The sequence below is a fragment of the Embleya sp. NPDC056575 genome (genome assembly GCF_042793325.1).
In the GTDB taxonomy this organism is placed as follows: domain Bacteria; phylum Actinomycetota; class Actinomycetes; order Streptomycetales; family Streptomycetaceae; genus Embleya.
Map to the genome: position 1 here is coordinate 1 of NZ_JBHTVA010000088.1, position 19,439 is coordinate 19,439.

A 19,439-nucleotide genomic window follows, 5' to 3' on the forward strand; every position below is an offset into this window, starting at 1 on the left:
TTGACGTTCAGTTTGTGTTGCTTTGTGTTTCTCTTTCGCGTCTCCAGCTTAGCACACCGTTTCGGCCGCTTCGCTTTCCTCGCTTTCGGCGTCCGACGCGTTCCCGCGCTTTCCGCCTTTCAGACTCTAGCAGATCTTCCGACCCGCTTTTTGTCCGTTTCTGCCGCCTTCCGCTTTCGAAACTTTCGTTTCTCTGCTTCCGGCCCGGCGAGCTTAGCAGACCCGTTTTCCCGCCTCCACCGACCCCGCTTGATCAATCCTGCGGTGCCGGCGGCTTGCGAGCCGCGCGTCTTGCTCCGGATCTCTCCGGTGCTCGATGCCTCAACCGTAGCAGGTTTCGGCGGTATTTCCGAACCACATTCACGGAATGTGATTCCCAGTAATAAATGGCAGGACAAATAAAACCCCCGGAATTTGGATGATCAAATTCCGCGTGTTTCACAAGGACTGTCTCGATCACTGGTTCTACTGGGTCACACCCATGGAGACACCACAGGCACGGCGCAGCCGAAGGCTGTCCGTGGCCGGATCGCTCGTTGGGGTATGAGTCGCGGTGGGATCGGCCATCGCGCCGGTGTTGAGGGCGCGCCTGTCCGGATCTCCCGAAGTTGCGACTCGTACGAGTTTAAACCACCCTCTTGGACGGGTCAAGCCGATCCCCTATACCCAGTGGAACGGGTCGGGAACCGGCTTGACGCGTCTTCCGAGCGAACAGCTGATGAACCATCAACTGCCGTGTGTCAGGCGGTGATCTCCGCCGCCGCGAGGTTGCGCTTGCCGCGGCGCAGCAGGGCCCAGCGGCCGTGCAGCAGGTCGGCCGCGCCGATCACCGCGTCCTCGTCGGCCACCTTCGCGTTGTTGAGGTAGGCGCCGCCCTCCTTGATGGTGCGCCGCGCGCCGCCCTTGCTCGGGGCGAGGCCGGTGGCCACCAGGGCGTCCACCACGGTCGGGCCCTCCGAGAGCCGTGCGCCGGGGAGTTCCGCCACGGCCGAGCGCAGCGTGGGCTCGTCGAGCGCGGTCAGGTCGCCCTGGCCGAACAGCGCCTTGCTCGCCTCGACGACGGCGGCGCACTGTTCGACGCCGTGGACCAGCGTGGTCAACTCCTCGGCGAGGGCGCGCTGGCCGATGCGGGCGGCGGGGCGTTCCTCGCTGTCCCGCTCCAGGGCCTCGATCTCCTCGCGTGAGCGGAAGCTGAACGTACGCAGGTAGCGCGACACGTCGCGGTCGTCCGCGCCGAGCCAGAACTGGTAGAAGGCGTACGGCGTGGTCAGCTCGGGGTCGAGCCAGACCGTGCCGCCCTCGGTCTTGCCGAACTTGGTGCCGTCGGCCTTGGTCAGCAGGTTGGTGGTCAACGCGTGCGCCTGGCCGTGCGGTTCGTTGGCGGTGATCCGTCGGATCAGGTCCAGGCCGGCGGTGATGTTGCCCCACTGGTCGCTGCCGCCGATCTGCAGCGTGCAGCCGTGGCGTCGGTACAGCTCGACGAAGTCGTAGGACTGGAGCAGCACGTAGCTGAACTCGGTGTAGCTCATCCCCTCGCCGGCGAGCCGGGACTTCACCGTCTCGCGCGCGAGCATCTGGTTGACGCTGAAGTGTTTGCCGACGTCGCGCAGGTACTCGACGACGCTCAGCCGCGAGATCCAGTCGTGGTTGTTCGCCATCACTGCGGTGTTCGGCTCGCCGCCCTCGAAGTCGAGGAACGCGGAGAGCTGGCCGCGGATCCGGTCGGTCCAGCCCACGACGGTGGCGACCTCGTTCATCGCGCGCTCGGCCGACGGCTTCGGGTCGCCGATCAGGCCGGTGGCGCCGCCGACCAGGGCGATCGGGCGGTGCCCGAAGAGCTGGAGCCGGCGCAGCGTGAGCACCTGGGTGAGGTGGCCGACGTGCAGGCTGGCCGCGGTCGGGTCGAACCCGCAATACGCCGTGACGGGACCGTCCGCGAACGCCTTCTTGAGCGCGTCCTCGTCGGTGGTCTGGGCCAGCAGGCCCCGCCACCGCAGCTCGTCGACGATGTCCGTCACAGTGCCTGGTCTCCTCGGTAGGTTCGACAGGTGAAGTGGTGCGGGTCGGTGGTACGACCGGTGGTGCAAGGGTGCCCGACGGTCGGCCCTCGACGCTAACCGCTTTGCACCGGGTCGCCGGCGGCGGGTGGCGCGGCCGGCTTCGTGGTGCGCTTGCGGGGCTGGTGGGCCCGGTAGGGGCTGACCGTCGGGTCGCCGGCGATGTGGAAGCGCCAGGGCTGGGTCGCTCCGCCGCCGCCGACGCCGGTGCGCGGGCCGGTGCGGATCGCGGTGCGCGGGGGCGGGGTGCCGTACAGGACGCGGACCGGGCCGGCCGGGTCGCAGACGTCGACGCCGTCCTGGGCGCGGTCGAAGGCCAGCGCCGTGGCGAGGCGGGCGGGGCCGCAGGCCAGGTCGGTGTCCTTGCGGGTGGTCGGGCGGCGGGCGCGGGCCAGTGCGAGGCCGGTGGTGATCTCGCCGGCGCGCAGCAGTACCCCGGAGGCGCGGTCGGGTGGGCCGCAGACCAGGTTCGCGCAGTAGTGCATGCCGTAGGTGAAGTACACGTACAGGTGTCCCGGCGGGCCGAACATCGTCGCGTTGCGGGCGGTTCGGCCGCGGAAGGCGTGGGAGCCGGGGTCGTTGGCTCCGTCGTACGCCTCGACCTCGGTCAGCCGCAGTTCGACCGGACCCGCCTCGGTCTCGTGGACCACGATGCGGCCGAGCAGGTCGACGGCGACGGCGAGAACCGGGCGGTCGAAGAACGAACGGGGCAGCGGAGCGGTGGGGCCCGCGGCGGTGGAAGCACGCATGGGGAGCCAGCTTACGGCCGGTCGTGCGTGATGGAATGGCCCGGCGTAACGATTCCGCACGGCGGAGGCCGCGCGGGAAGGGGAGGAGACCTCGTGGTTTTCAAGAAGCTGATGGCGAGCATGGGCGCGGGCGGTGCCTCGGTGGAAACCGAGTTGCACGCGGCCGAGACCACGCCCGGCGGTGTGGTCGACGGTCGGATCCGGATCCAGGGCGGGAAGGTCGACCAGGAGATCGAGGGGCTGTTCGTCGGCTTCCAGGCCCTGGTCGAGGTGGAGACCCAGGACGGCGAACAGCGGCGCAACGTGGAGTTCGGTCGGCAGCAGGTCGGCGGCGCGTTCACGCTGCGCGAGGGCGCCACGCACGACCTGGACTTCCGGCTGCCGGTGCCGTGGGAGGCGCCGCTGACCACGTTCCGGGGCGTGCCGCTGCGCGGTACCACGGTCGGGGTGCGCACCGAGCTGGCCATCGACCGCGCGATCGACAAGGGCGACCTGGACCCGGTCGCGGTCGGCGCGTTTCCGGCGCAGGCGTTGATCCTGGACGCGTTCGGGAATCTGGGCTTCCACTTCCGGGCCGCGGACCTCGAACTGGGGCACATCCGGGGCACGGATCAGCGGCTGCCGTTCTATCAGGAGATCGAGTTCACCCCGCCGCAGGCGTACGCGGGCGGGATCAACGAGGTGGAACTGACCTTCGTGTCCGGCGAGCACCGGACCGAAGTGATCCTGGAGATCGACAAGAAGGGCGGCGCGTTCTCCGGTGGGAGCGACGCGATCCGGCGCTTCACCGTCGAGCACGCGGGCGCGCACCAGACCGATTGGAACGCCTACCTGCACGGCTGGTTCCAGGAACTGGGGCAGCGGCGGGGCTGGTTCTAGCGCGTTGGCAGACCCTGTTCCAGGTGTCGCGGGGCCGGTCCGGGTCAGGCGTCCAGGAGGGCGTGTACCCGGGCCGCCCAGTCCGTCTCGAACTCCGCTCGGGCCAGGCCGGTGGCCCGGTCCAGCGCGGCGTCCACGGCCGCGGGGGCCGGGTCGGCGTAGACGGCGGTGACGAAGCCGTACACGGCCTGGGTGCCGCCGATTTCCTCGATTCGGCGGATGGCCAGGTGCGCCAGCTCGTACGCGGCGGCGTTGCCGACGGTGTCGGCCTGGTACAGCTCGTTGTCCGTGGGCAGCTTGCCGGTGAAGCGGTTGCCGGCGATGTAGGTCCTGGCCTCGTACAGCTCGTCGGTGCCGAGCAGGGTGTGTCCGCGCAGGGACAGCCAGTCGGCGAAACCCTCGACGACCCAGACGGGTTGGTCCTGGTTCGGTACCTCGTTGCGCAGCGGGGTGACCAGGGCGTGGGCCATCTCGTGCCGCAGCAGTTCGCCGAGTCGGCGCGGGTTGGTGGAGGTGAACCAGCCCGAGGTGGTGTCCAGGACTATCCGCGAGCCGCCGAAGTGGCCCTTGCCGTCCGGGCCGATGGTGCGCAGGGCGTAGGTGAGGCCGGATTCCTCGCCGTGGTCGCCGGTGCGGCCGCCGTAGAGCCGATAGAACGTGTCGCGGTCGGCGACCGGGACGATCACGAACCCGGGGGCGGTGCCGGGCGGCCCGCCGTCGGACCACGTGTCGATGTCGGCGCGCGCCGCCGCCTCGGCGGCGTCGGCCAGGCGGTCGGCGCCCCGGGCGGTGGCCGGGTCGGCGAGCACGACGACGTGTTCGCGGCGGATCACGGTCAGGTCGGCGTGGTCCCAGGGGGCGGGGTAGTCGCGGGCGTAGGCGTAGCCGGCCCCTTCGTAGGGGGTGCCGTCCACGCCCGTGATCCGCAGTGGCGCGCCGGGGGCGTCCCGGACGATGGTCCAGCGGTAGCCCTCGCCGACGGTGGCGGTGTCGGCGCGGGAGATGCGGTGGTCGAAGGAGACGTCCACGTAGGCGGTGATCCGGTCGTCGGTCGCGGGCATGGTCTGCACGGTCTCGACGCGGTACGCGAGCCGATCGAAGGACACCCGGGCCAGGTTGCGGAACAGCCGCTGTTGGCCGCCGACCAGGTCGGGGACGTCCGGGTCGAGGTCGACGGTGAAGGCGGCTTCGTCCCGGGCCAGGATCGCCGCGGTGCGCCGGTCGGCGATGGCCTGGATGTCCGCCGTGGCGATACTCGGCCCGTGCGCGGGGGCCATCGGCGTGGCGGTGCCGGGACGCGGGGCGCCGAGCGCGCCGTCGGCGTCGTGGGGCTTGGCGCTGCCCGGTCCGCCGAGGGTGACGCCGAAGGCGATCAGCGCGGCGAGGGCCAGCGCGAGCGCGAGCAGGGGGGCGGCGAGGCGACGGGCGACGGAGCGGGGACGGGCGGGGGCCGGATGCGCGGGGTGGAGCGGCGCGGAGGTCGGGGGTTCGGTGGCGGCGGGTACATCGGAGGCCGACACGGGAGCGTCGGGCGCGGCGTCGGGGAGCGCGGCGGCGGGAGGGCCTGCGGGCGAGGGTGCCTCGGTCGAGGACCCCGTGCTCGTTATTCGGCTGCCGGGTATCGCGGCGCAGTCGGCGCTCGCGTCGTCCCGCGCGGTGACACCGTCCGTGGGCGCGCGGTCTTCGGCGGCATCGTCCGTGCTCGGATGATCCGCGCCCACGCCTTCCGCCGTCCTGTCCCCCGGCTCCGCGGGAATGTCCGGCTCGGCCCCCGCGACCGGCTCGGCGCCCGTGGCCGGCCCTGCCCCGAGGGGCGGGTCGGTGGGCGTGGCGGACGAGGCGTCGTCGGTGGCGTTGCCGCTTTCGTGTGTCGGCTCGGTCACGCCGGATGCCCTCCCCCCTCTTGGCCCCCTGTTGGCGCGAGGATACCTACGCGATCTTCGCCGGTTTCGCGGACGGTGAGAATAGGCTCGTCCGAACGAGGCGTTCGGCAGCCGGCCGGGCGCCGGTGCACATGATTTCGGAGTCTCGCGTGTCCGAGTCCACCAAGCCCCCGTTGCCGTACGAGTACCTGCCCGCGAAGCCCACCTTCACGCTCACGAGTGCGGATCTGACGGATGGCGGGGTCCTGCCGACCGCACAGGTCAGCGGCGTGATGGGCGCGGGCGGCGAAGACCTCTCGCCGCAGTTGTCCTGGTCCGGCTTCCCGGCCGGCACCAAGAGCTTCGCGGTGACCTGCTTCGATCCGGACGCGCCCACCCACAGCGGCTTCTGGCACTGGGTCGTGGTCGACGTCCCGGCGACGGTGACCGAACTGGCGGGCGGCGCGGGCGCGAGTGACGGCAAGTCGCTGCCTGCGGGCGCGTTCCACGTGCGCAACGACACCGGTGGTCCGGGCTACGTGGGCGCGGCGCCGCCGGAGGGCCACTACCCGCACCGGTACGTCTTCACGGTGCACGCGCTGGACGTGGCCGAGCTGGGCGTGGACGAGACGGCGACGCCGGCGTTCGTGGGCTTCAACCTGTTCGCGCACACCCTCGCGCGCGCCGTGCTGGTGTCCACGTACGCCCGCTGAGCCGCGTCCGAGCGCGGGAAAGCGGAATCTCGTCCGGTAATTGCGTTGTCCCGATGATCGCCCGAACGGCACAGTGGTCGAGTTGTCCGTACTGACGGTTCGTCGAGTCGAAGGGTGCGCATGAGCGTCGCGGCACCGCCCCAAAGCTGAGCGCGTGATCGCGCCCGGTCGGTTCGGTGCGCGTTCGAATGTGCTCGCTCGTCCCCTCGTCGACCAGGTGAGGGGAGGTCGCATGCGGGAGACGTTGGTGCTGAACGCGACGTATCAGCCGCTGGCGACGGTGTCGTTCAAGCGCGCGCTCGTGTTGGTGTTGCAGGAGAAGGCGGTCGTCGAGCATGTCGATCCCGGCCGGGTGGTACGGGCCGCGACCGTGGAGATCCCGCTGCCGCGGGTGATCAGGTTGCTCAAGTTCGTCCGGGTGCCGTTCCGACAACAGGCCGCGTGGTCGCGCCGGGGTGTGCTGCTTCGGGACAACCGGCGCTGCGCGTACTGCGGCGGGCGCGCGACCACGGTGGACCACGTGCTGCCGCGTTCTCGCGGTGGGGCCGACTCGTGGCTGAATACCGTCGCCGCGTGTGGGAGCGACAACCAGCGCAAGGCGGCGCGGACGCCGGCGGAGGCCGGGATGCGGCTGCTGTTCCAGCCGTACGAGCCGTCGGCGACCCGGGCCCTGGTGCTCGCGTTCGGCGTGGCGAGCGTCGAGGGCGCGCAGTGGCTGTCCGAGCCGGTGCGGCCGCCGGTGCTGGCGATGGGGGCCTGATCGGGCGCGCGGGTCGAAACGAGTGTGCGGAAGCCGTCGGGGGTTGCCCCCGGCGGCTTCCGGCGTTCGGGCCCGGCCCGCGCCGCGGCCCCGTCAGACCGTTTTGCGGACCCAGGCCGCCCAGTCGGCGCGCAGGCGGTCCGGGGACACGCCGAAGCTCGCGGTCAGGGTCTCGTCGATGTCGGTGTGGCGGCCGGTCAGGGCCTCGGTGAAGAAGGCGCAGACGCGCTCCGCGCCGTACGTCCGGGCCAGGTATCGCACCATCAGGTGGGCCAGGTTGTAGGCGTTCTCGACCCGGTCCTCGTCGGCGGTGTCGAAGTCCTCGTCGACGGGCAGCGCGCCGGTGAATCGGCCCCGGTCGATCATCGTGCGGATGTTCGTGGTGATCTCGCGCGCGAGCGGCCGGTCGGCCTCGGCCTGCCAGTCGGCGAAGCCCTCGACCAGCCAGGTGGGCATGGCCGCGGCGACGCCCGGCCGGGCCAGCGGGGCGATCAGGGCGTGGGTCATCTCGTGCCGCAGCAGGATCGGCGCGAACGCCGCGTCGCCGGCGAGTTGTTCGTCGTCCACGACCATGCGGACCCCGCCGACGAATCGGTCGGTGCCGGGCATGGACAGCGCGTATCCCGCCGCCCAGTCCCGGATCTCGCTGCTGCTGTACAGCTTGCCGAAGGAGGTTCGGGACGAGGTCAGCACGAGGGCGAACCCCGGCGAGGTGCCGGCGCCGCCCTTCCAGGCGCCGAGCGTGTACACGGCGGCCTGCTCGGCCAGGTCCGCGTTCCGGCGCAGCGCGCTCGCGTTCTGCTTCGGACCCATCACCACGACGTGGGGGCGGCGTTCGACCTGGAGGTCCCACAGGTCCCAGGCGGCCGGGTAGCCGGCGAATCCGCCGTTGACGTCCGCGTCGGCGGCGCCGTCCAGGCCGATCAGCGTGCAGCGGTCGGCGGGGTCGGCGCAGCGGGCCTTCCAGGTGTAGGTCTCCGGGACGCGGGCCACGTCGACGCCGGTGATCGTGTGCTCGAAGGCCACGTTCAGGCTGATCGTCACCGGCCAGGCCGCGGGGGTGCCGGCCCGGCTCGGGGCGGAGCCGTCGGCGGTGACCACCTTCTTGTCGCCGCGGGCGACCCAGCGGGCGGTGTCGAACGGGATCTTGCGCAGGTTGCCGAAGAGCCGCCGCTGGCCGTCGACGAGGGCCCGGTCCCGCTGGTCGACGGAGGCGAGGAAGGCCGCCTCGTCGCCTTGTTCGAAGGCGGCCGTGCGTGTGTCGGCGAGTGCCTGGACGCGGAAGAACACGCGGGTGTCGATCCGGTCCGAGGGCCAAGTGCCCTCCTCCGTCGGGGCGCCGGAGCCGGGGCCGCGCGCGGAGTCGGCCCCGGCTGCGCGCGCCGGAGGCGGGGCGTGGGTCGGGTCTTCGGCGTCGAGCAGGCGGTCGGCGCTGTCCAGGCCCGCGGGCCGGCCGGCGACCGCCGTCGTACCGATCAGGAAGGCCAGCGAGACCAGCGCGCCGAGCAGGGCGACGCAGATCGCCCACGGTCGGGAGTGGCGGGGTTCGACGGCGTTCGGCCACGGGCCGTGCGGGTCGTGGGGACCGTACGGGTCGTGGGGGGCTTGGGGGGCTTGGGGGGCCTGGAGGGCCTGGACGTCTTGGGGCTCCCGGAAGTCCTGTGGGTGCACGTCAGTTGCCCACCTTGGCCTTGACGTACTTGGCCCAGTTGCTCTCGAAGGTGTCCCGGTCCAGGCCGGTGGCCTCCTTGAGCGCGGCGTCGATCGCGGCCGGGGACGGGTCCTTGTACACCGCGACGACGAACTCGTCGGCCTTGGCGACGCCGTACTTCTCCGCCATGTAGCGGATCGCCAGCATGCTGTAGTGGTAGCTGACCGTCGAGGTCTTGGCGTCGGGCGAGTTGACGTCGGCGTCGGTGGGCAGCTTGCCGGCGAACTTGCCCGCACGGACCTGCTCGCGCGCGGTCGGCTGGAACCATTCGGACAGCGAGAGGTCGGTCCAGGCGAGGTATTCGGCGAAGCCCTCCGAGACCCACAGCGGCGGCCCCTCGCCGCCGCGCTCGAACTCGGCGACCATCGCGTGGCCGAGTTCGTGCCGGATCAGGTGCGTCTGCTGCTCGCCGTCGTTCTTGGCGAACATCTCGTCCGAGCCGTCGAGGGTGATTCGGCTGCCGGCCATCGGCTGGTCGCGGCCCATCGTGGGGCGCGCGGGTGGCATGGTGCGGCACACGCCGGTGACGTTGGGCAGGTCGTTGCCGGACAGTGCGCGGATGAAGGTCTCGTGGTCGGGCGTGACGTAGATGACGTAGCGCTGCGGGGTGATCGCCGGGCCCTTCCACACCGCCAGGTTCTTCTTCAGCGCGCTCTCGGCCCGGTCGGCCCACGCGGCGGCCTTGGTCTTGTTCTTGGCCGGGACGGCGAGCAGGACGTGCGGGCGTTCGATCACCGCGAGTTCGTCCTCGTCCCAGGGGGCGGGGAAGGCGTTGCCGCCGCCGCGGGTCGAGCCGCCGACGATCTTGGTGATCAGCAGCGGGGCGCCGACGGACGCGCGCGAGACGGTCCAGGTGTAGCGCTCGGCGATCGGCTCGCTGTCGACGCCGGTGATCTGGTGGGCGAAGACGATGTTCACGTCGCGGGTGAGCGGGCCGGCGTCGTTCGCGGGCTCGACGGTCGCGGTGGACGGCCGGAACTCGACGCTGGTGAACGGGAACAGCCGCAGGTTCGCGAACAACCGGCGCTGGGCGGCGGCCAGTTCGGGGGCGGCCGGGTCGATTCCGGCGACGAAGCCGTCCACGTTCCCCGACTTCAGGGCCTGGGTACGGCTGTCGGCCAGGCCGGCCAGGTCCGCGGCGGCGATCCGGGTGACCTGGGGCTTGTCCCCGGCCTTGACCGAGCCGCCGGCGGTCTCGTCCTCGGCCGACGACGCCGCGGTCGGGGTGGTGGTGGGGTCGAACACGCCGCCGACGGCGAGAGAACCGAGCAGGGCGAGGATCGCGAGCACTCCCCCGGCGGCGGCCAGGAGGTGCCGGCGAGCGTTGCGCCGCTGCTGGTCGGGGGCGGGAACGAAGGGGAGGGGCCCGTACGGACCGACGGGCACCGGGGAGGGGGGCGCCTCGGGGGTGGGCGGTATCGCTCCCGAGTCGTTGCCGGCGACGGCGACATCCGGGTCGAGGGGCGGGGGGCCGGCGGCTGTGTCCTCAACGGTCGCGGCTGCGGGCGCGGGTCCGTCGGCGGGTATGGGCGCAAGCGCGTCGGCGGGCGCGGCCGGCGGTGGGCCCGTGGGCGTGGGTGTCGGCGTGCGGGGAGGTTTGGGTGAGTGGTCCTCCGTCGGGCCGTCCGTGTTTTCCCGTGCGTCCTCGTTCGTGCCCATGTCCCACCCCGTGCACGGCTGTTCGTGGTCTGCTGTCGTGGTGCCGCTCGGCGGATGTGTCACGCCGTCGGCGATGTTGGGCATGTCGGACATGCCAGTCCTCCCCTGGACCGCCGGTCCGGTGATTCCGCCCCCGGCCCCGGATCGGCGATCCGATCATGTGTTCGCCGAGGTTATCCACGTCCCCGGACAACCTCGGCAGTGGGGCCCGGGTACGGTCACGCGCGGTAGCCGCCGCGGCTCGACCGCCGATCTCGGCCCGTACGTAGTCCGCCCGTCCGGCCTCGACGCATCGCACGCTCGGGCCGCTCGGCCCGGCGACACGTCAGGAGCCGGTGCCCGCCTCCACCGTGCCGGGATCGGCGTCGGCCGCCGAGGTCGACGCGGCCGGGTCGAGGAGCAGCCACGAATCGGCGACCCGGTAGCCGGGCACGTCGTAGGACGCCATCGGGTCCGCGGCCAGACCCTCGACGCGCGTCACCGAGCCGTCGGGGTGGGCCAGTTCCTCGGTGTACCGGAAGTGCAGGTGGCCGTGCGCGGCGACGGCGGGCCGGTAGGCGTCCACCAGGCGCTGGATCCGGGCCTGGTTCGGCAGGCAGCGCGGTTCGCCCTTGCGGTTGAACTCGGGTGCGGCCCGCAGGGGTTTGTCGTGGGTGAGCAGGACGTCCACCGGCGAGGGGTCGGTCAGGATCGTGTCCACGTCGGCGTCCGTACCCTCCTCCTCCGGGAACCACAGGCTGCCGGCGTAGGTCGGCACCGCGGCGGGCGGGCGACCCGTGCCGACCTGAAAACCCTCCTTGCGCAGCGCCTTCTCGTACCGCCGCTGCTCCTCGGCCAACCGCCGCTCCCGATCCAGCGACAACGCGCCGCCGAAGGCGAGGAAGTTCGTCCCGCGCCAGGACCACCGGTGCCCGCGCGGCGCGTAGCGCACCCGGGGCCGCACGATCACGAAACCCTGCTCGTCCCGGTCGTCGCCGTAGGACTCCATCAGCAGCGAGGACTTGTCGTGATTTCCGTCCAGGAAGTACACGTCGACACCCCGCGAGCGAGCCGAACGATTGACCGCGTCCAGATACCGGACGCCGGACGGCTCGTGCTCCCAGTAGCCGAAGTCGCCGAGCTGGAACACGGCGTCCACGTCGAGTTCGGCCGCGACATCGAGCACACGACGCACGTGCCCGGTGTTCCCGTGCGTGTCCCCGGCCAACAAAACCCGCATCACGACCCCCCGACCTCTCCACCCCGTCCGCGCGACCCCCAAAGCCATCATCGACGATCGACCGAGGTCCCGTCCGGGGTATTTCCCCACGGCCGGCGGGTGCCGGGCGCTCAGGCGCCCGGGGGGACGAACGGCAGCGCCGGGGTGGGGCCTCGGGTGATCAGGTGGTCGACCGCGGCGTTGTCGAGGTGGTCGGCGATCAGGTCGCCCAGGGCGTCGAGGCGGGACTGGCGGGCGGCTTCGAAGGAGGTGTTCGGGGAGACGGTGAAGCGGCGGCCGCAGGACGCGGCGGTTCGGGACAGGAACGTGCGGCGGAAGTCGTCGTTCTCCAGGGCGCCGTGCCACAACGTGCCGGTGACGGCGCCGACTCGGCAGCCGTCCAGGGCGCCGCCGTCGGCGTCGGTGAACAGCGGCTCGCCCGCCTCGACGTCGACCACGCCGTGGTGGATCTCGTACGCGGTCACCGGCGACCCGTCGGCGTAACCACGCGGCCGGGCCAGGGTCTTGTCGGCGGCGAAGCGTACCCGGACCGGCAGCAGACCCAGGCCCGGCACCGTCCCCGCGCGACTCTCCACGTCGTCGTCGATCTCACGCCCGAGCATCTGGTAGCCGCCGCAGATCCCCAGGATCGGCCGCCCCTCGGCGGCCCGCCGGGCCAGCGCGGTGTCCAGGCCGCGTTCGCGCAGCCAGCCGAGGTCGGCCACGGTCGCCCGGGTGCCCGGCAGCACCACCAGGTCGGCGTCGGCGATCTCGCCGGGCGTACTCACGAAGCGCACCACCACGCCGGGCTCGACGGACAGCGCGTCGATGTCGGTGAAGTTGCTGATCCGGGGCAGTCGCACCACCGCGACGCGCAGCACGTCCGCACCGAGCGGCGGCTCGGCCGTACCCCGGTCGGCGTCCAGGGCGAGCGAGTCCTCGACGTCCAGCCACAGGCCGCCGAGGAAGGGCAGGACGCCCATGACCGGACGTCCGGTGAGTTCGCGCATCCGGGTCAGCGCCGGGTCCAGCAGGCGCGCGTCGCCGCGAAACTTGTTGATCACGAACCCGCAGACCAGTTCCTGGTCTTCGCGGGAGAGCAGCGCGAGGGTGCCGAAGAAGGACGCGAAGATCCCGCCGCGATCGATGTCGCCGACCACGAGCACGGGCAACCCGGCGGCCCGGGCCAGCCCCATGTTGGTGATGTCGCGATCGCGCAGGTTGATCTCGGTCGGACTGCCCGCACCCTCGCACACCACGACGTCGTATCGCGCCCGCAGGTCGGCCAGCGAGTCCAGTACCGCCTCGAACAGACGCGGCTTCAGATCACGGTAGTTCAGCGCCCCGACCTCGGCGATCGGCTTGCCGAGGAGCACCACCTGACTGCTCATCAGGCCACCGGGCTTGAGCAGTACCGGATTCATCACCGCCTCCGGCTCGATCCGCGCCGCCGCCGCCTGCATCGCCTGGGCGCGGCCGATCTCCGCCCCGTCGGCGGTGACCATCGAGTTGAGGGACATGTTCTGCGCCTTGAACGGCGCGACCTTGACCCCCTCGCGGGCCAGCCGCCGACACAGCCCGGCCACCACGACGCTCTTCCCGGCATCGGAGGTGGTCCCGGCCACCAAAAGCGCACCGTTCACCGCTCCTCCTCCCGAACACGGCGTCCGCGACGCCCGGTTGGTATCCGCTCACGAACCCGCACGCTCATCGGGCCGCCCCGCCGGTGCGGCGCGCCGCGCGGGCGGCGACGGCGGCGCGGGCGGCCACCGCGCCCACGGCAAGCGTGGCGGCGGCCAGGCCGACCGCCGCCGAGAGGCGGTTGGCGCGCGCTATGTCGGCGGGGGCGGGGGGCGGGCCGTCGCCGAGCCGCGGCCGGTCCTCGGTACGGCCGGCATAGACGTTCCGGCCGCCGAGCGTGACATCCAGCGCGCCGGCTGCGGACGCCTCGCAGCGGCCCGCGTTGGGGCTGGGGTGACTGCCGCCGTCCCGCCGCAACACCGCCCACGCCCGGCCCCGATCGCCGCCGACCACGGGGGCCGCCGCGACGGTGAGCAGCCCGGTGAGTCGCGCGGCCGGCCAATTGGCGGCGTCGTCCAGCCGGGCCGAGGCCCAGCCGAAGTTCTCGTGGCGCGGGGTGTGGTGGCCGACCATCGCGTCCAGGGTGTTGATCGCGCGGTAGCCGAGCAGCCCGGGGATGCCCGCGACCGCGCCCCAGAACAACGGCGCCACCACCGCGTCGGACGTGTTCTCCGCCACCGACTCGACCACGGCCCGGGCGATGCCCTTGTCGTCCAGTCGGCTCGGGTCGCGCCCCACCAGGCGCGGCAGCGCGTCCCTGGCGGCGGTCAGGTCCCCGGCCACCAGCGGCGCGGCGATCGCCCGGGCCTCGCGGCGCAGGGTGGTGCCGCCGAGCACGGCCCAGGTGCAGCCGGCCGTGGCCAGGACGGTGGCCGCGGGGCGGCCCGCGACGGCTCGACGCACCCCCAGCGCGAGCGCCGTGGTCGCCCCGACGCACACGGCGCTGTACGCGACGCCGCGCGCCCGACTGTCGCCGTGCATGGCCCGCTCCGCGCGCCCGGCGAGGATCCCGAAGCCGGCCACGGGATGGCCGCGCCGCGGATCGGCGAACGCGGAGTCGAGGACAACGCCCAGGGCCAGGCCGAGGGCGGTGTGGGTCGGATGTGCGGTCGCGGACATCCGCGCATCGTTTCACGGCCCTTCGCCCACGCACACGGTGGCCCGGGGCCGCACCCTCACGCGTCGAAGCGGCCGCGTGCGCTCTCGATGTGGCTCAGGTTCCGGTGCGTCCAGCCGCACATCGCGTCGACCGTGGCGCGAAGGCCGCGGCCCGGCTCGGTGAGGGTGTACTCGACGCGCGGCGGCACGGTCGGATACACCTTCCGGTCGAGCAGCCCGTTGCGTTCCAGCATGCGCAGGTTCTGGGTGAGCATCTTGTGGCTGATGCCCTCGACCTCCGTGCGCAGCTCACCGAAGCGCAGCGTGCGCTCGCCCAGCGCCTCGATGATCAGCAGGGCCCACTTGTTGGCGACGTCGGAGAAGATCTCCCGCGCCAGGGAGTCCGCGCGCCGCAGGTCCGCGTCCTCGGGCAGGCCCGCGAGTTGCTGCTTGGTCGCCATCCGGTTCCCCAGTCACCGAAAAGTGTGTTCTTCCAGGTCGGCGCTCACTCTCCTACAGTTCCCGAGTAACCACAAGAGAGCACGGCGAAGGGGCTTCAACCACTCCCGGGCGATCGGGGGTCGTCGAGATCGCCGTCGTGGTCGACACGAAGCCGCCGGCCCGAGCGGGCCGCGGCACCCCCGCGCGAAGCCCGGCCGCCCGGCCGACCCCTACAGCAGCAGCCGGATCACCGCGATCGAGCCGACCACCACGATCGTCGCCCGCAGGGCCGTCGGCGGGAGCTTGCGGCCGACCTTCGCGCCGATCTGGCCGCCGATCACCGACCCGAGGGCGATCAGCAGCACCACCCACCACGCGACGTCGGCGACGATCATGAACAAGATGGCCGCGACGCCGTTGACGACGGCGGCGAGTACGTTCTTGACCGCGTTCATCCGCTGGAGGTTCTCGGCGATGAACACGCCGAACAGGGCGAGCAGCAGCACCCCCTGGGCGGCGCCGAAGTAGCCGCCGTAGATGCCGGTGCCGAAGACGGCCACCCACAGCAGCGCGCCGCCGTGCCGCGGCCCCTCCTCGGGTGTGCCGTTTCCGGCGCGGCGGGCGGCGAGGCGCCGGGCCAGGCGCGGTTGCAGGACCACGAGCACCAGGGCGATCACGATCAGGACCGGGACGATCGCCTTGAACGCCCCCGCCGGCAGCGTGAGCAGCAGTATCGCGCCGGTGATGCCGCCCAGCATGGAGGCCAGGCCCAGGCGCAGCAGGCGCGGGCGTTGGCCGGCGAGTTCGCGGCGGTAGCCGACGGCGCCGCTGATCGAGCCGGGAACCAGGCCGATGGTGTTCGACACGTTCGCGGTCACCGGCGAGTAGCCGAAGCCGAGCAGCACGGGGAACGTGATCAGGGTGCCGGATCCGACCACGGTGTTGATCCCGCCGGCCGCGATGCCCGCGGCGAAGATCGCCAGTGCTTCCCACCAGCTCATGCCCATCGTGCCCACCCGCTTCGCCGCGATGACCGTGGCGCCGGGAGGACTGTGCCGGTCCCCCGTGGCCGTGACGCGACGATCATCGCAGCAGGCGGTGTGGCCTCAGCGCGGTGGGCGGTGGCCACGCTCGATGTGCGGCGGCTCCACGTCGCCGGCGGACGTGCCGCCACGACGCGGTGGGTCGATCGGCGGGGCAGGAACGGTCGGCGGCTCGGCGGGCGGGCGCGGCACGGACGAGGCCCCGTTCCCGGCCGGCTGCTTGCGCACCGAGGCGGGCGGGCCGGCGACCGGGCCGCCCGCGGCCGGCGGGCCGGCGGGGGGTGCGGCCGAACCGGGCCAGGCCGGCTCCTCCTCCAGCGCCAACTGCGGCACGCGGTGCGCCGGGCCGGATCCGTTCGGCGACAGGTTGCCGACCGCGTCGCCGATGCCCTCCAGCGCGCGGGTGACCTCGCTGGGCAGGATCCACAACTTGTTCGAGCTGCCCTCGGCGATCTTCGGCAACATCTGGAGGTATTGGTAGGCCAGCAGCTTGTTGTCGACCTCACCGGCGTGGATCGCCTCGAAGACGGTCTCGATCGCGCGCGCCTCACCCTCGGCCCGGATCACCGCGGCCTGCCGCTCACCCTCGGCGCGCAGCACGGCGGCTTCCTTGTCACCCTCGGCGGTGAGCACCTGCGAGCGCTGGTGGCCCTCGGCGGTCAGGATCGCCGCGCGCTTGTCCCGCTCGGCGCGCATCTGCTTCTCCATCGAGTCCTGGATGGAGGGCGGCGGCTCGATCGCCTTGAGCTCGACCCGGTTGACCCGGATGCCCCAGCGGCCGGTCGCCTCGTCGAGCACGCCGCGCAGGCCCGCGTTGATCTCCTCGCGCGAGGTGAGCGTCTGTTCGAGGTCCATGCCACCGATGATGTTGCGCAGCGTGGTGATGGTCAGCTGCTCGATCGCCTGGATGTAGTTGGCGATCTCGTAGGTGGCCGCGCGCGGGTCGGTGACCTGGAAGTAGATGACGGTGTCGATCTGGACGACGAGGTTGTCCTCGGTGATCACCGGTTGCGGCGGGAACGGGACGACCTGTTCGCGCAGGTCGATCATCTGCCGGATCCGGTCGATGAACGGCACGAGGATGTTGAGTCCGGCGTGCAGAGTGCGGGTGTAGCGCCCGAAACGCTCCACGATGGCGGCGCTCGCCTGGGGGATCACCTTGACCGTCTTGACCAAGGCGACGACCACCAGCAGTACGAGTACGACCAGAACGATGACGGCGGTGGCCTTCACGATCTCTCCCGAGGTCCTGCGTGCCTGCGGCTGCCTGCGAATTTCGAGGCTGGTTCGAGCCTAGGGGTTCGCGGGCCGGCGTGGGACGTCAACACGGTCGGCGCAACCGATCGGATCGTCACATCACCACGGCGGTGGCGCCCACGATGTCCGCGACGTCCACCTGGGCGCCGGGCTCGAACACGGCCGTACTGTCCAGCGTGCGGGCCGACCAGACCTCGCCGTTGAGCTTGATCCGGCCGCCGTGCTCGTCCACCCGCTCCAGCACCACGGCGCTGGCGCCCTTGAGCGCGTCGATCCCGGTCCGGGTCCCGGGCGTGTTGTTGTGCCGGACCACGACCGGTCGCACGAAGGCGAGCAGCACGATCGCGACGACCGCGAACACCAGCGACTGGACCAGGAAGTTGCCACCGGCTCCCGCCGCGATCGTGGCCGCGAGCGCGGCCACCGCGAGCATGCCCATCTCCACGAAGGAGGTGAGCACCCCGAAGATGCCGAACGCCCCGACCGCGATGAGCCACCACATCCATGCGTCCACGACTTCATCGTAGATCGTGGGCGCACGGATCAGGAGGGTGTTCTCGGACCAATGACCGGCGCCGACGAACGCCGGGCTCCCCCGCGCACCGGCGACCGCCGCCCCGCGGACGACCGCCCCGCGCCGGGTCAGTGCGCCTCCGGCGCCTCCGGCATCGGCAGCCCGCGCGCCGACCAACGCCCGTACTGCTGCTCGACGATCAGCGGCAGACCGAAACAGTGCGACAGGTTGCGCGAGTTCAGGGTCTCGGCGATCGGACCGGCCGCGAGCACCTGCCCCTGACGGATCATCAGGATGTGGGTGAAGCCCGGCGGGATCTCCTCGACGTGGTGGCTCACGAGGATCATCGAGGGCGCGTACGGGTCGGCCGCCAACGCGCCGAGCCGGCGCACCAGGTCCTCGCGTCCGCCCAGGTCGAGCCCGGCGGCCGGCTCGTCGAGCAGCAGCAGTTCGGGGTCGGTCATCAGCGCGCGGGCGATCTGTACCCGCTTGCGCTCGCCCTCGGACAGCGTGCCGAACGTGCGGTCCACGTATTCGGCCATGCCGAGGTGGTCGAGCAGCCGCCGGGCGCGCTGCTCGTCCTCGGCGTCGTAGCGCTCGTGCCACTTGGCGGTCATCCCATAGGCGGCGGTCAGCACGATGTCCAGCACCCGCTCGCGCCGCGGCAGCTTGTCGGTCAGCGCGGCGGACGCCATGCCCACGCGCGGACGCAGCTCGAACACGTCCACCGAGCCCAGCTTCTCGCCCAGTACGGCGACCGTGCCGGAGGTGGGGAACAGGTAGGTGGACGCCAGTTGCAGCAGTGTGGTCTTGCCCGCGCCGTTGGGTCCGACGACGATCCAGCGCTCGCCTTCCGCGACCGACCAGGTCACCTGGTCCACCAGAGGGCGACCGTCGCGCACCACCGATACGTCAACCAGTTCGAGAACGTCGCTCATCCCTGCCAGCTCCCCATCGTGCGCTACGCCGCCGGACGGCATCCCCTTGTGTGGGATCACCGCCTCGCTCCGTGGTCCCGCGTTGTTGCACCCGGTCCGGGAGAAACCTATGACACCGAACCACCTCCGGTCGTGTCCGGGAGCGTTGTGAGCACCCGTGTGAGCACCCTTACGCTTGTCGGCATGCATGCCGAACCCCGCTCCGGACTTCTCGTCGCATGGGGCAATGCCCTGCTGGCCGGGCACGTTCCGCCGGACGACGCGGTGACCGAGATCGTCGGTACGGACGAGCCGCATCGGGTGACGGGCGTGCCCGGCGAGTCCGGGGCGGTCGGTCTGTCGCTCGCGCTCGGGCGCTTGCGCGCGTCGGGGGTGCGCGGGCTGCGGCTGGCGCTGCCGGTGGCCGGCGATCCGCTCGCGCTGCCCGGGCCGCCCGCCTTCAACGACCTCGCGCTCGACGCGGGCGAGGCGGCGATCACCGTCGGCGCGCCGGGCGTGGCCTACGGTCTGGTGCCCTCGGTGACCCGGCACGGCACGGCCGACGACGCGACGGTACGGGTGGCCTGGACCATGTTCGAGGTGGCCGACCGGCCCGCGCCCGGCCCGTTCCTGGCCGAGGCCGAACGCGAGTTGGCCGAGGCGATGCGGGACACGATCGAGGACCTGACCCGGCTGGACGTGGCCGGTGGCGGACCGGCCGCGCAGCGTGCGCTCGCCGGGCTGTACCGCAAGGATTCGGACACCCGGATCGCGCCGGGCCACCCCGGTCGGGCCGGGCGGGTGCTGGACCAGGCGCGCCGGATCCACACCGTGGTGCGGGTGGCGAGCGGCGAGGACGGCGGGGCGGTCAGCGCGGCCGAGATATCCGCGCGGTTGCTCGCGTTGGCCCCGCTGGAGCGGGCGTGCCGACGGGCGATGGTGGCCGCGTACAGCGCGGCGCTGGAGCCGGACCGCGCCTGAGGCCCGGAACGGCTCGCGG

Annotated in this window: 17 protein-coding genes and 1 pseudogene; 5 read left to right on the forward strand and 13 right to left on the reverse strand. The window is 72.2% G+C overall.

Annotated elements, in window-relative coordinates; all coding sequences use genetic code 11:
• Nucleotides 1-402: hypothetical protein (locus tag ACFRCG_RS42310; RefSeq protein ID WP_380041654.1), on the forward strand; the 402-nt coding region annotated here is incomplete at its 5' end.
• Nucleotides 403-740: 338 nt separating this feature from the next.
• Here ACFRCG_RS42310 and tyrS read toward each other — a convergent pair.
• Both tyrS and ACFRCG_RS42320 read right to left on the reverse strand, forming a co-directional pair.
• Nucleotides 741-2,018 (reverse strand): tyrosine--tRNA ligase, encoded by a 1,278-nt coding sequence (tyrS, locus tag ACFRCG_RS42315; RefSeq protein WP_380041656.1) that lies wholly within the window; start codon nucleotides 2,016-2,018, stop codon nucleotides 741-743.
• A gap of 95 nt (nucleotides 2,019-2,113) precedes the next feature.
• Nucleotides 2,114-2,806 (reverse strand): DNA-3-methyladenine glycosylase, encoded by a 693-nt coding sequence (locus ACFRCG_RS42320; RefSeq protein ID WP_380041658.1) that lies wholly within the window; start codon nucleotides 2,804-2,806, stop codon nucleotides 2,114-2,116.
• 93 nt (nucleotides 2,807-2,899) lie between these two features.
• Between ACFRCG_RS42320 and ACFRCG_RS42325 the strand changes: the two genes are divergently transcribed.
• Nucleotides 2,900-3,685: a sporulation protein gene (locus tag ACFRCG_RS42325; protein WP_380041660.1), complete on the forward strand. Its 786-nt coding sequence runs from the start codon at nucleotides 2,900-2,902 to the stop codon at nucleotides 3,683-3,685.
• Between the two features lie 44 nt (nucleotides 3,686-3,729).
• Here the strand turns inward: ACFRCG_RS42325 and ACFRCG_RS42330 are convergent, their stop codons facing one another.
• Nucleotides 3,730-5,568, reverse strand: coding sequence for a hypothetical protein (locus ACFRCG_RS42330; protein WP_380041662.1), 1,839 nt, complete (start codon nucleotides 5,566-5,568; stop codon nucleotides 3,730-3,732).
• A 149-nt stretch (nucleotides 5,569-5,717) separates the two neighbouring features.
• On the opposite strand from ACFRCG_RS42330, the gene ACFRCG_RS42335 reads away from it, so the two are divergent.
• Together ACFRCG_RS42335 and ACFRCG_RS42340 are read left to right on the forward strand one after the other, a co-directional pair.
• On the forward strand, nucleotides 5,718-6,260 hold the full coding sequence (locus ACFRCG_RS42335) for a YbhB/YbcL family Raf kinase inhibitor-like protein (protein WP_380041664.1): 543 nt from the start codon (nucleotides 5,718-5,720) through the stop codon (nucleotides 6,258-6,260).
• 232 nt (nucleotides 6,261-6,492) lie between these two features.
• Entirely contained in the window at nucleotides 6,493-7,020 is a 528-nt protein-coding gene (locus ACFRCG_RS42340; RefSeq protein WP_380041666.1) for an HNH endonuclease, read from the forward strand.
• 93 nt (nucleotides 7,021-7,113) lie between these two features.
• On the opposite strand, the gene ACFRCG_RS42345 is transcribed toward ACFRCG_RS42340, so the two are convergent.
• The 10 genes and pseudogenes from ACFRCG_RS42345 to ACFRCG_RS42390 form a co-directional block, all read right to left on the reverse strand.
• Nucleotides 7,114-8,691: a peptidase MA family metallohydrolase gene (locus ACFRCG_RS42345; RefSeq protein ID WP_380041668.1), complete on the reverse strand. Its 1,578-nt coding sequence runs from the start codon at nucleotides 8,689-8,691 to the stop codon at nucleotides 7,114-7,116.
• Between the two features lies 1 nt (nucleotide 8,692).
• Nucleotides 8,693-10,483, reverse strand: a complete 1,791-nt coding sequence (locus ACFRCG_RS42350) for a hypothetical protein (protein ID WP_380041670.1) — start codon at nucleotides 10,481-10,483, stop codon at nucleotides 8,693-8,695.
• A gap of 232 nt (nucleotides 10,484-10,715) precedes the next feature.
• Nucleotides 10,716-11,609, reverse strand: coding sequence for a metallophosphoesterase (locus tag ACFRCG_RS42355; RefSeq protein WP_380041672.1), 894 nt, complete (start codon nucleotides 11,607-11,609; stop codon nucleotides 10,716-10,718).
• Nucleotides 11,610-11,719: 110 nt separating this feature from the next.
• On the reverse strand, nucleotides 11,720-13,231 hold the full coding sequence (locus ACFRCG_RS42360; protein WP_380041674.1) for a cobyric acid synthase: 1,512 nt from the start codon (nucleotides 13,229-13,231) through the stop codon (nucleotides 11,720-11,722).
• 64 nt (nucleotides 13,232-13,295) lie between these two features.
• On the reverse strand, nucleotides 13,296-14,288 hold the full coding sequence (locus ACFRCG_RS42365) for a cobalamin biosynthesis protein (protein WP_380041676.1): 993 nt from the start codon (nucleotides 14,286-14,288) through the stop codon (nucleotides 13,296-13,298).
• 56 nt (nucleotides 14,289-14,344) lie between these two features.
• Nucleotides 14,345-14,728 (reverse strand): winged helix-turn-helix transcriptional regulator, encoded by a 384-nt coding sequence (locus tag ACFRCG_RS42370; protein ID WP_380041678.1) that lies wholly within the window; start codon nucleotides 14,726-14,728, stop codon nucleotides 14,345-14,347.
• A 210-nt stretch (nucleotides 14,729-14,938) separates the two neighbouring features.
• Nucleotides 14,939-15,709, reverse strand: a complete 771-nt coding sequence (locus tag ACFRCG_RS42375) for a sulfite exporter TauE/SafE family protein (RefSeq protein WP_380041680.1) — start codon at nucleotides 15,707-15,709, stop codon at nucleotides 14,939-14,941.
• 345 nt (nucleotides 15,710-16,054) lie between these two features.
• Nucleotides 16,055-16,984: pseudogene (locus tag ACFRCG_RS42380) on the reverse strand (SPFH domain-containing protein); the annotation flags it as partial.
• A 118-nt stretch (nucleotides 16,985-17,102) separates the two neighbouring features.
• Entirely contained in the window at nucleotides 17,103-17,510 is a 408-nt protein-coding gene (locus tag ACFRCG_RS42385; protein WP_380041713.1) for an NfeD family protein, read from the reverse strand.
• Nucleotides 17,511-17,650: 140 nt separating this feature from the next.
• Entirely contained in the window at nucleotides 17,651-18,460 is an 810-nt protein-coding gene (locus tag ACFRCG_RS42390; protein ID WP_380041682.1) for an ABC transporter ATP-binding protein, read from the reverse strand.
• A gap of 183 nt (nucleotides 18,461-18,643) precedes the next feature.
• Between ACFRCG_RS42390 and ACFRCG_RS42395 the strand changes: the two genes are divergently transcribed.
• Nucleotides 18,644-19,420: a hypothetical protein gene (locus tag ACFRCG_RS42395; protein WP_380041684.1), complete on the forward strand. Its 777-nt coding sequence runs from the start codon at nucleotides 18,644-18,646 to the stop codon at nucleotides 19,418-19,420.
• Nucleotides 19,421-19,439 lie beyond the last annotated feature (19 nt).

Bases quoted from the DNA above. Each gene is read 5' to 3' on its own strand.
- ACFRCG_RS42320 (WP_380041658.1), bottom strand. From the start codon at position 2,806: ATGCGTGCTTCCACCGCCGCGGGCCCCACCGCTCCGCTGCCCCGTTCG.
- ACFRCG_RS42340 (WP_380041666.1), top strand. From the start codon at position 6,493: ATGCGGGAGACGTTGGTGCTGAACGCGACGTATCAGCCGCTGGCGACG.
- ACFRCG_RS42350 (WP_380041670.1), bottom strand. From the start codon at position 10,483: ATGTCCGACATGCCCAACATCGCCGACGGCGTGACACATCCGCCGAGC.
- ACFRCG_RS42355 (WP_380041672.1), bottom strand. From the start codon at position 11,609: ATGCGGGTTTTGTTGGCCGGGGACACGCACGGGAACACCGGGCACGTG.
- ACFRCG_RS42365 (WP_380041676.1), bottom strand. From the start codon at position 14,288: ATGTCCGCGACCGCACATCCGACCCACACCGCCCTCGGCCTGGCCCTG.
- ACFRCG_RS42370 (WP_380041678.1), bottom strand. From the start codon at position 14,728: ATGGCGACCAAGCAGCAACTCGCGGGCCTGCCCGAGGACGCGGACCTG.
- ACFRCG_RS42375 (WP_380041680.1), bottom strand. From the start codon at position 15,709: ATGAGCTGGTGGGAAGCACTGGCGATCTTCGCCGCGGGCATCGCGGCC.
- ACFRCG_RS42385 (WP_380041713.1), bottom strand. From the start codon at position 17,510: ATGTGGTGGCTCATCGCGGTCGGGGCGTTCGGCATCTTCGGGGTGCTC.
- ACFRCG_RS42390 (WP_380041682.1), bottom strand. From the start codon at position 18,460: ATGAGCGACGTTCTCGAACTGGTTGACGTATCGGTGGTGCGCGACGGT.
- ACFRCG_RS42395 (WP_380041684.1), top strand. From the start codon at position 18,644: ATGCATGCCGAACCCCGCTCCGGACTTCTCGTCGCATGGGGCAATGCC.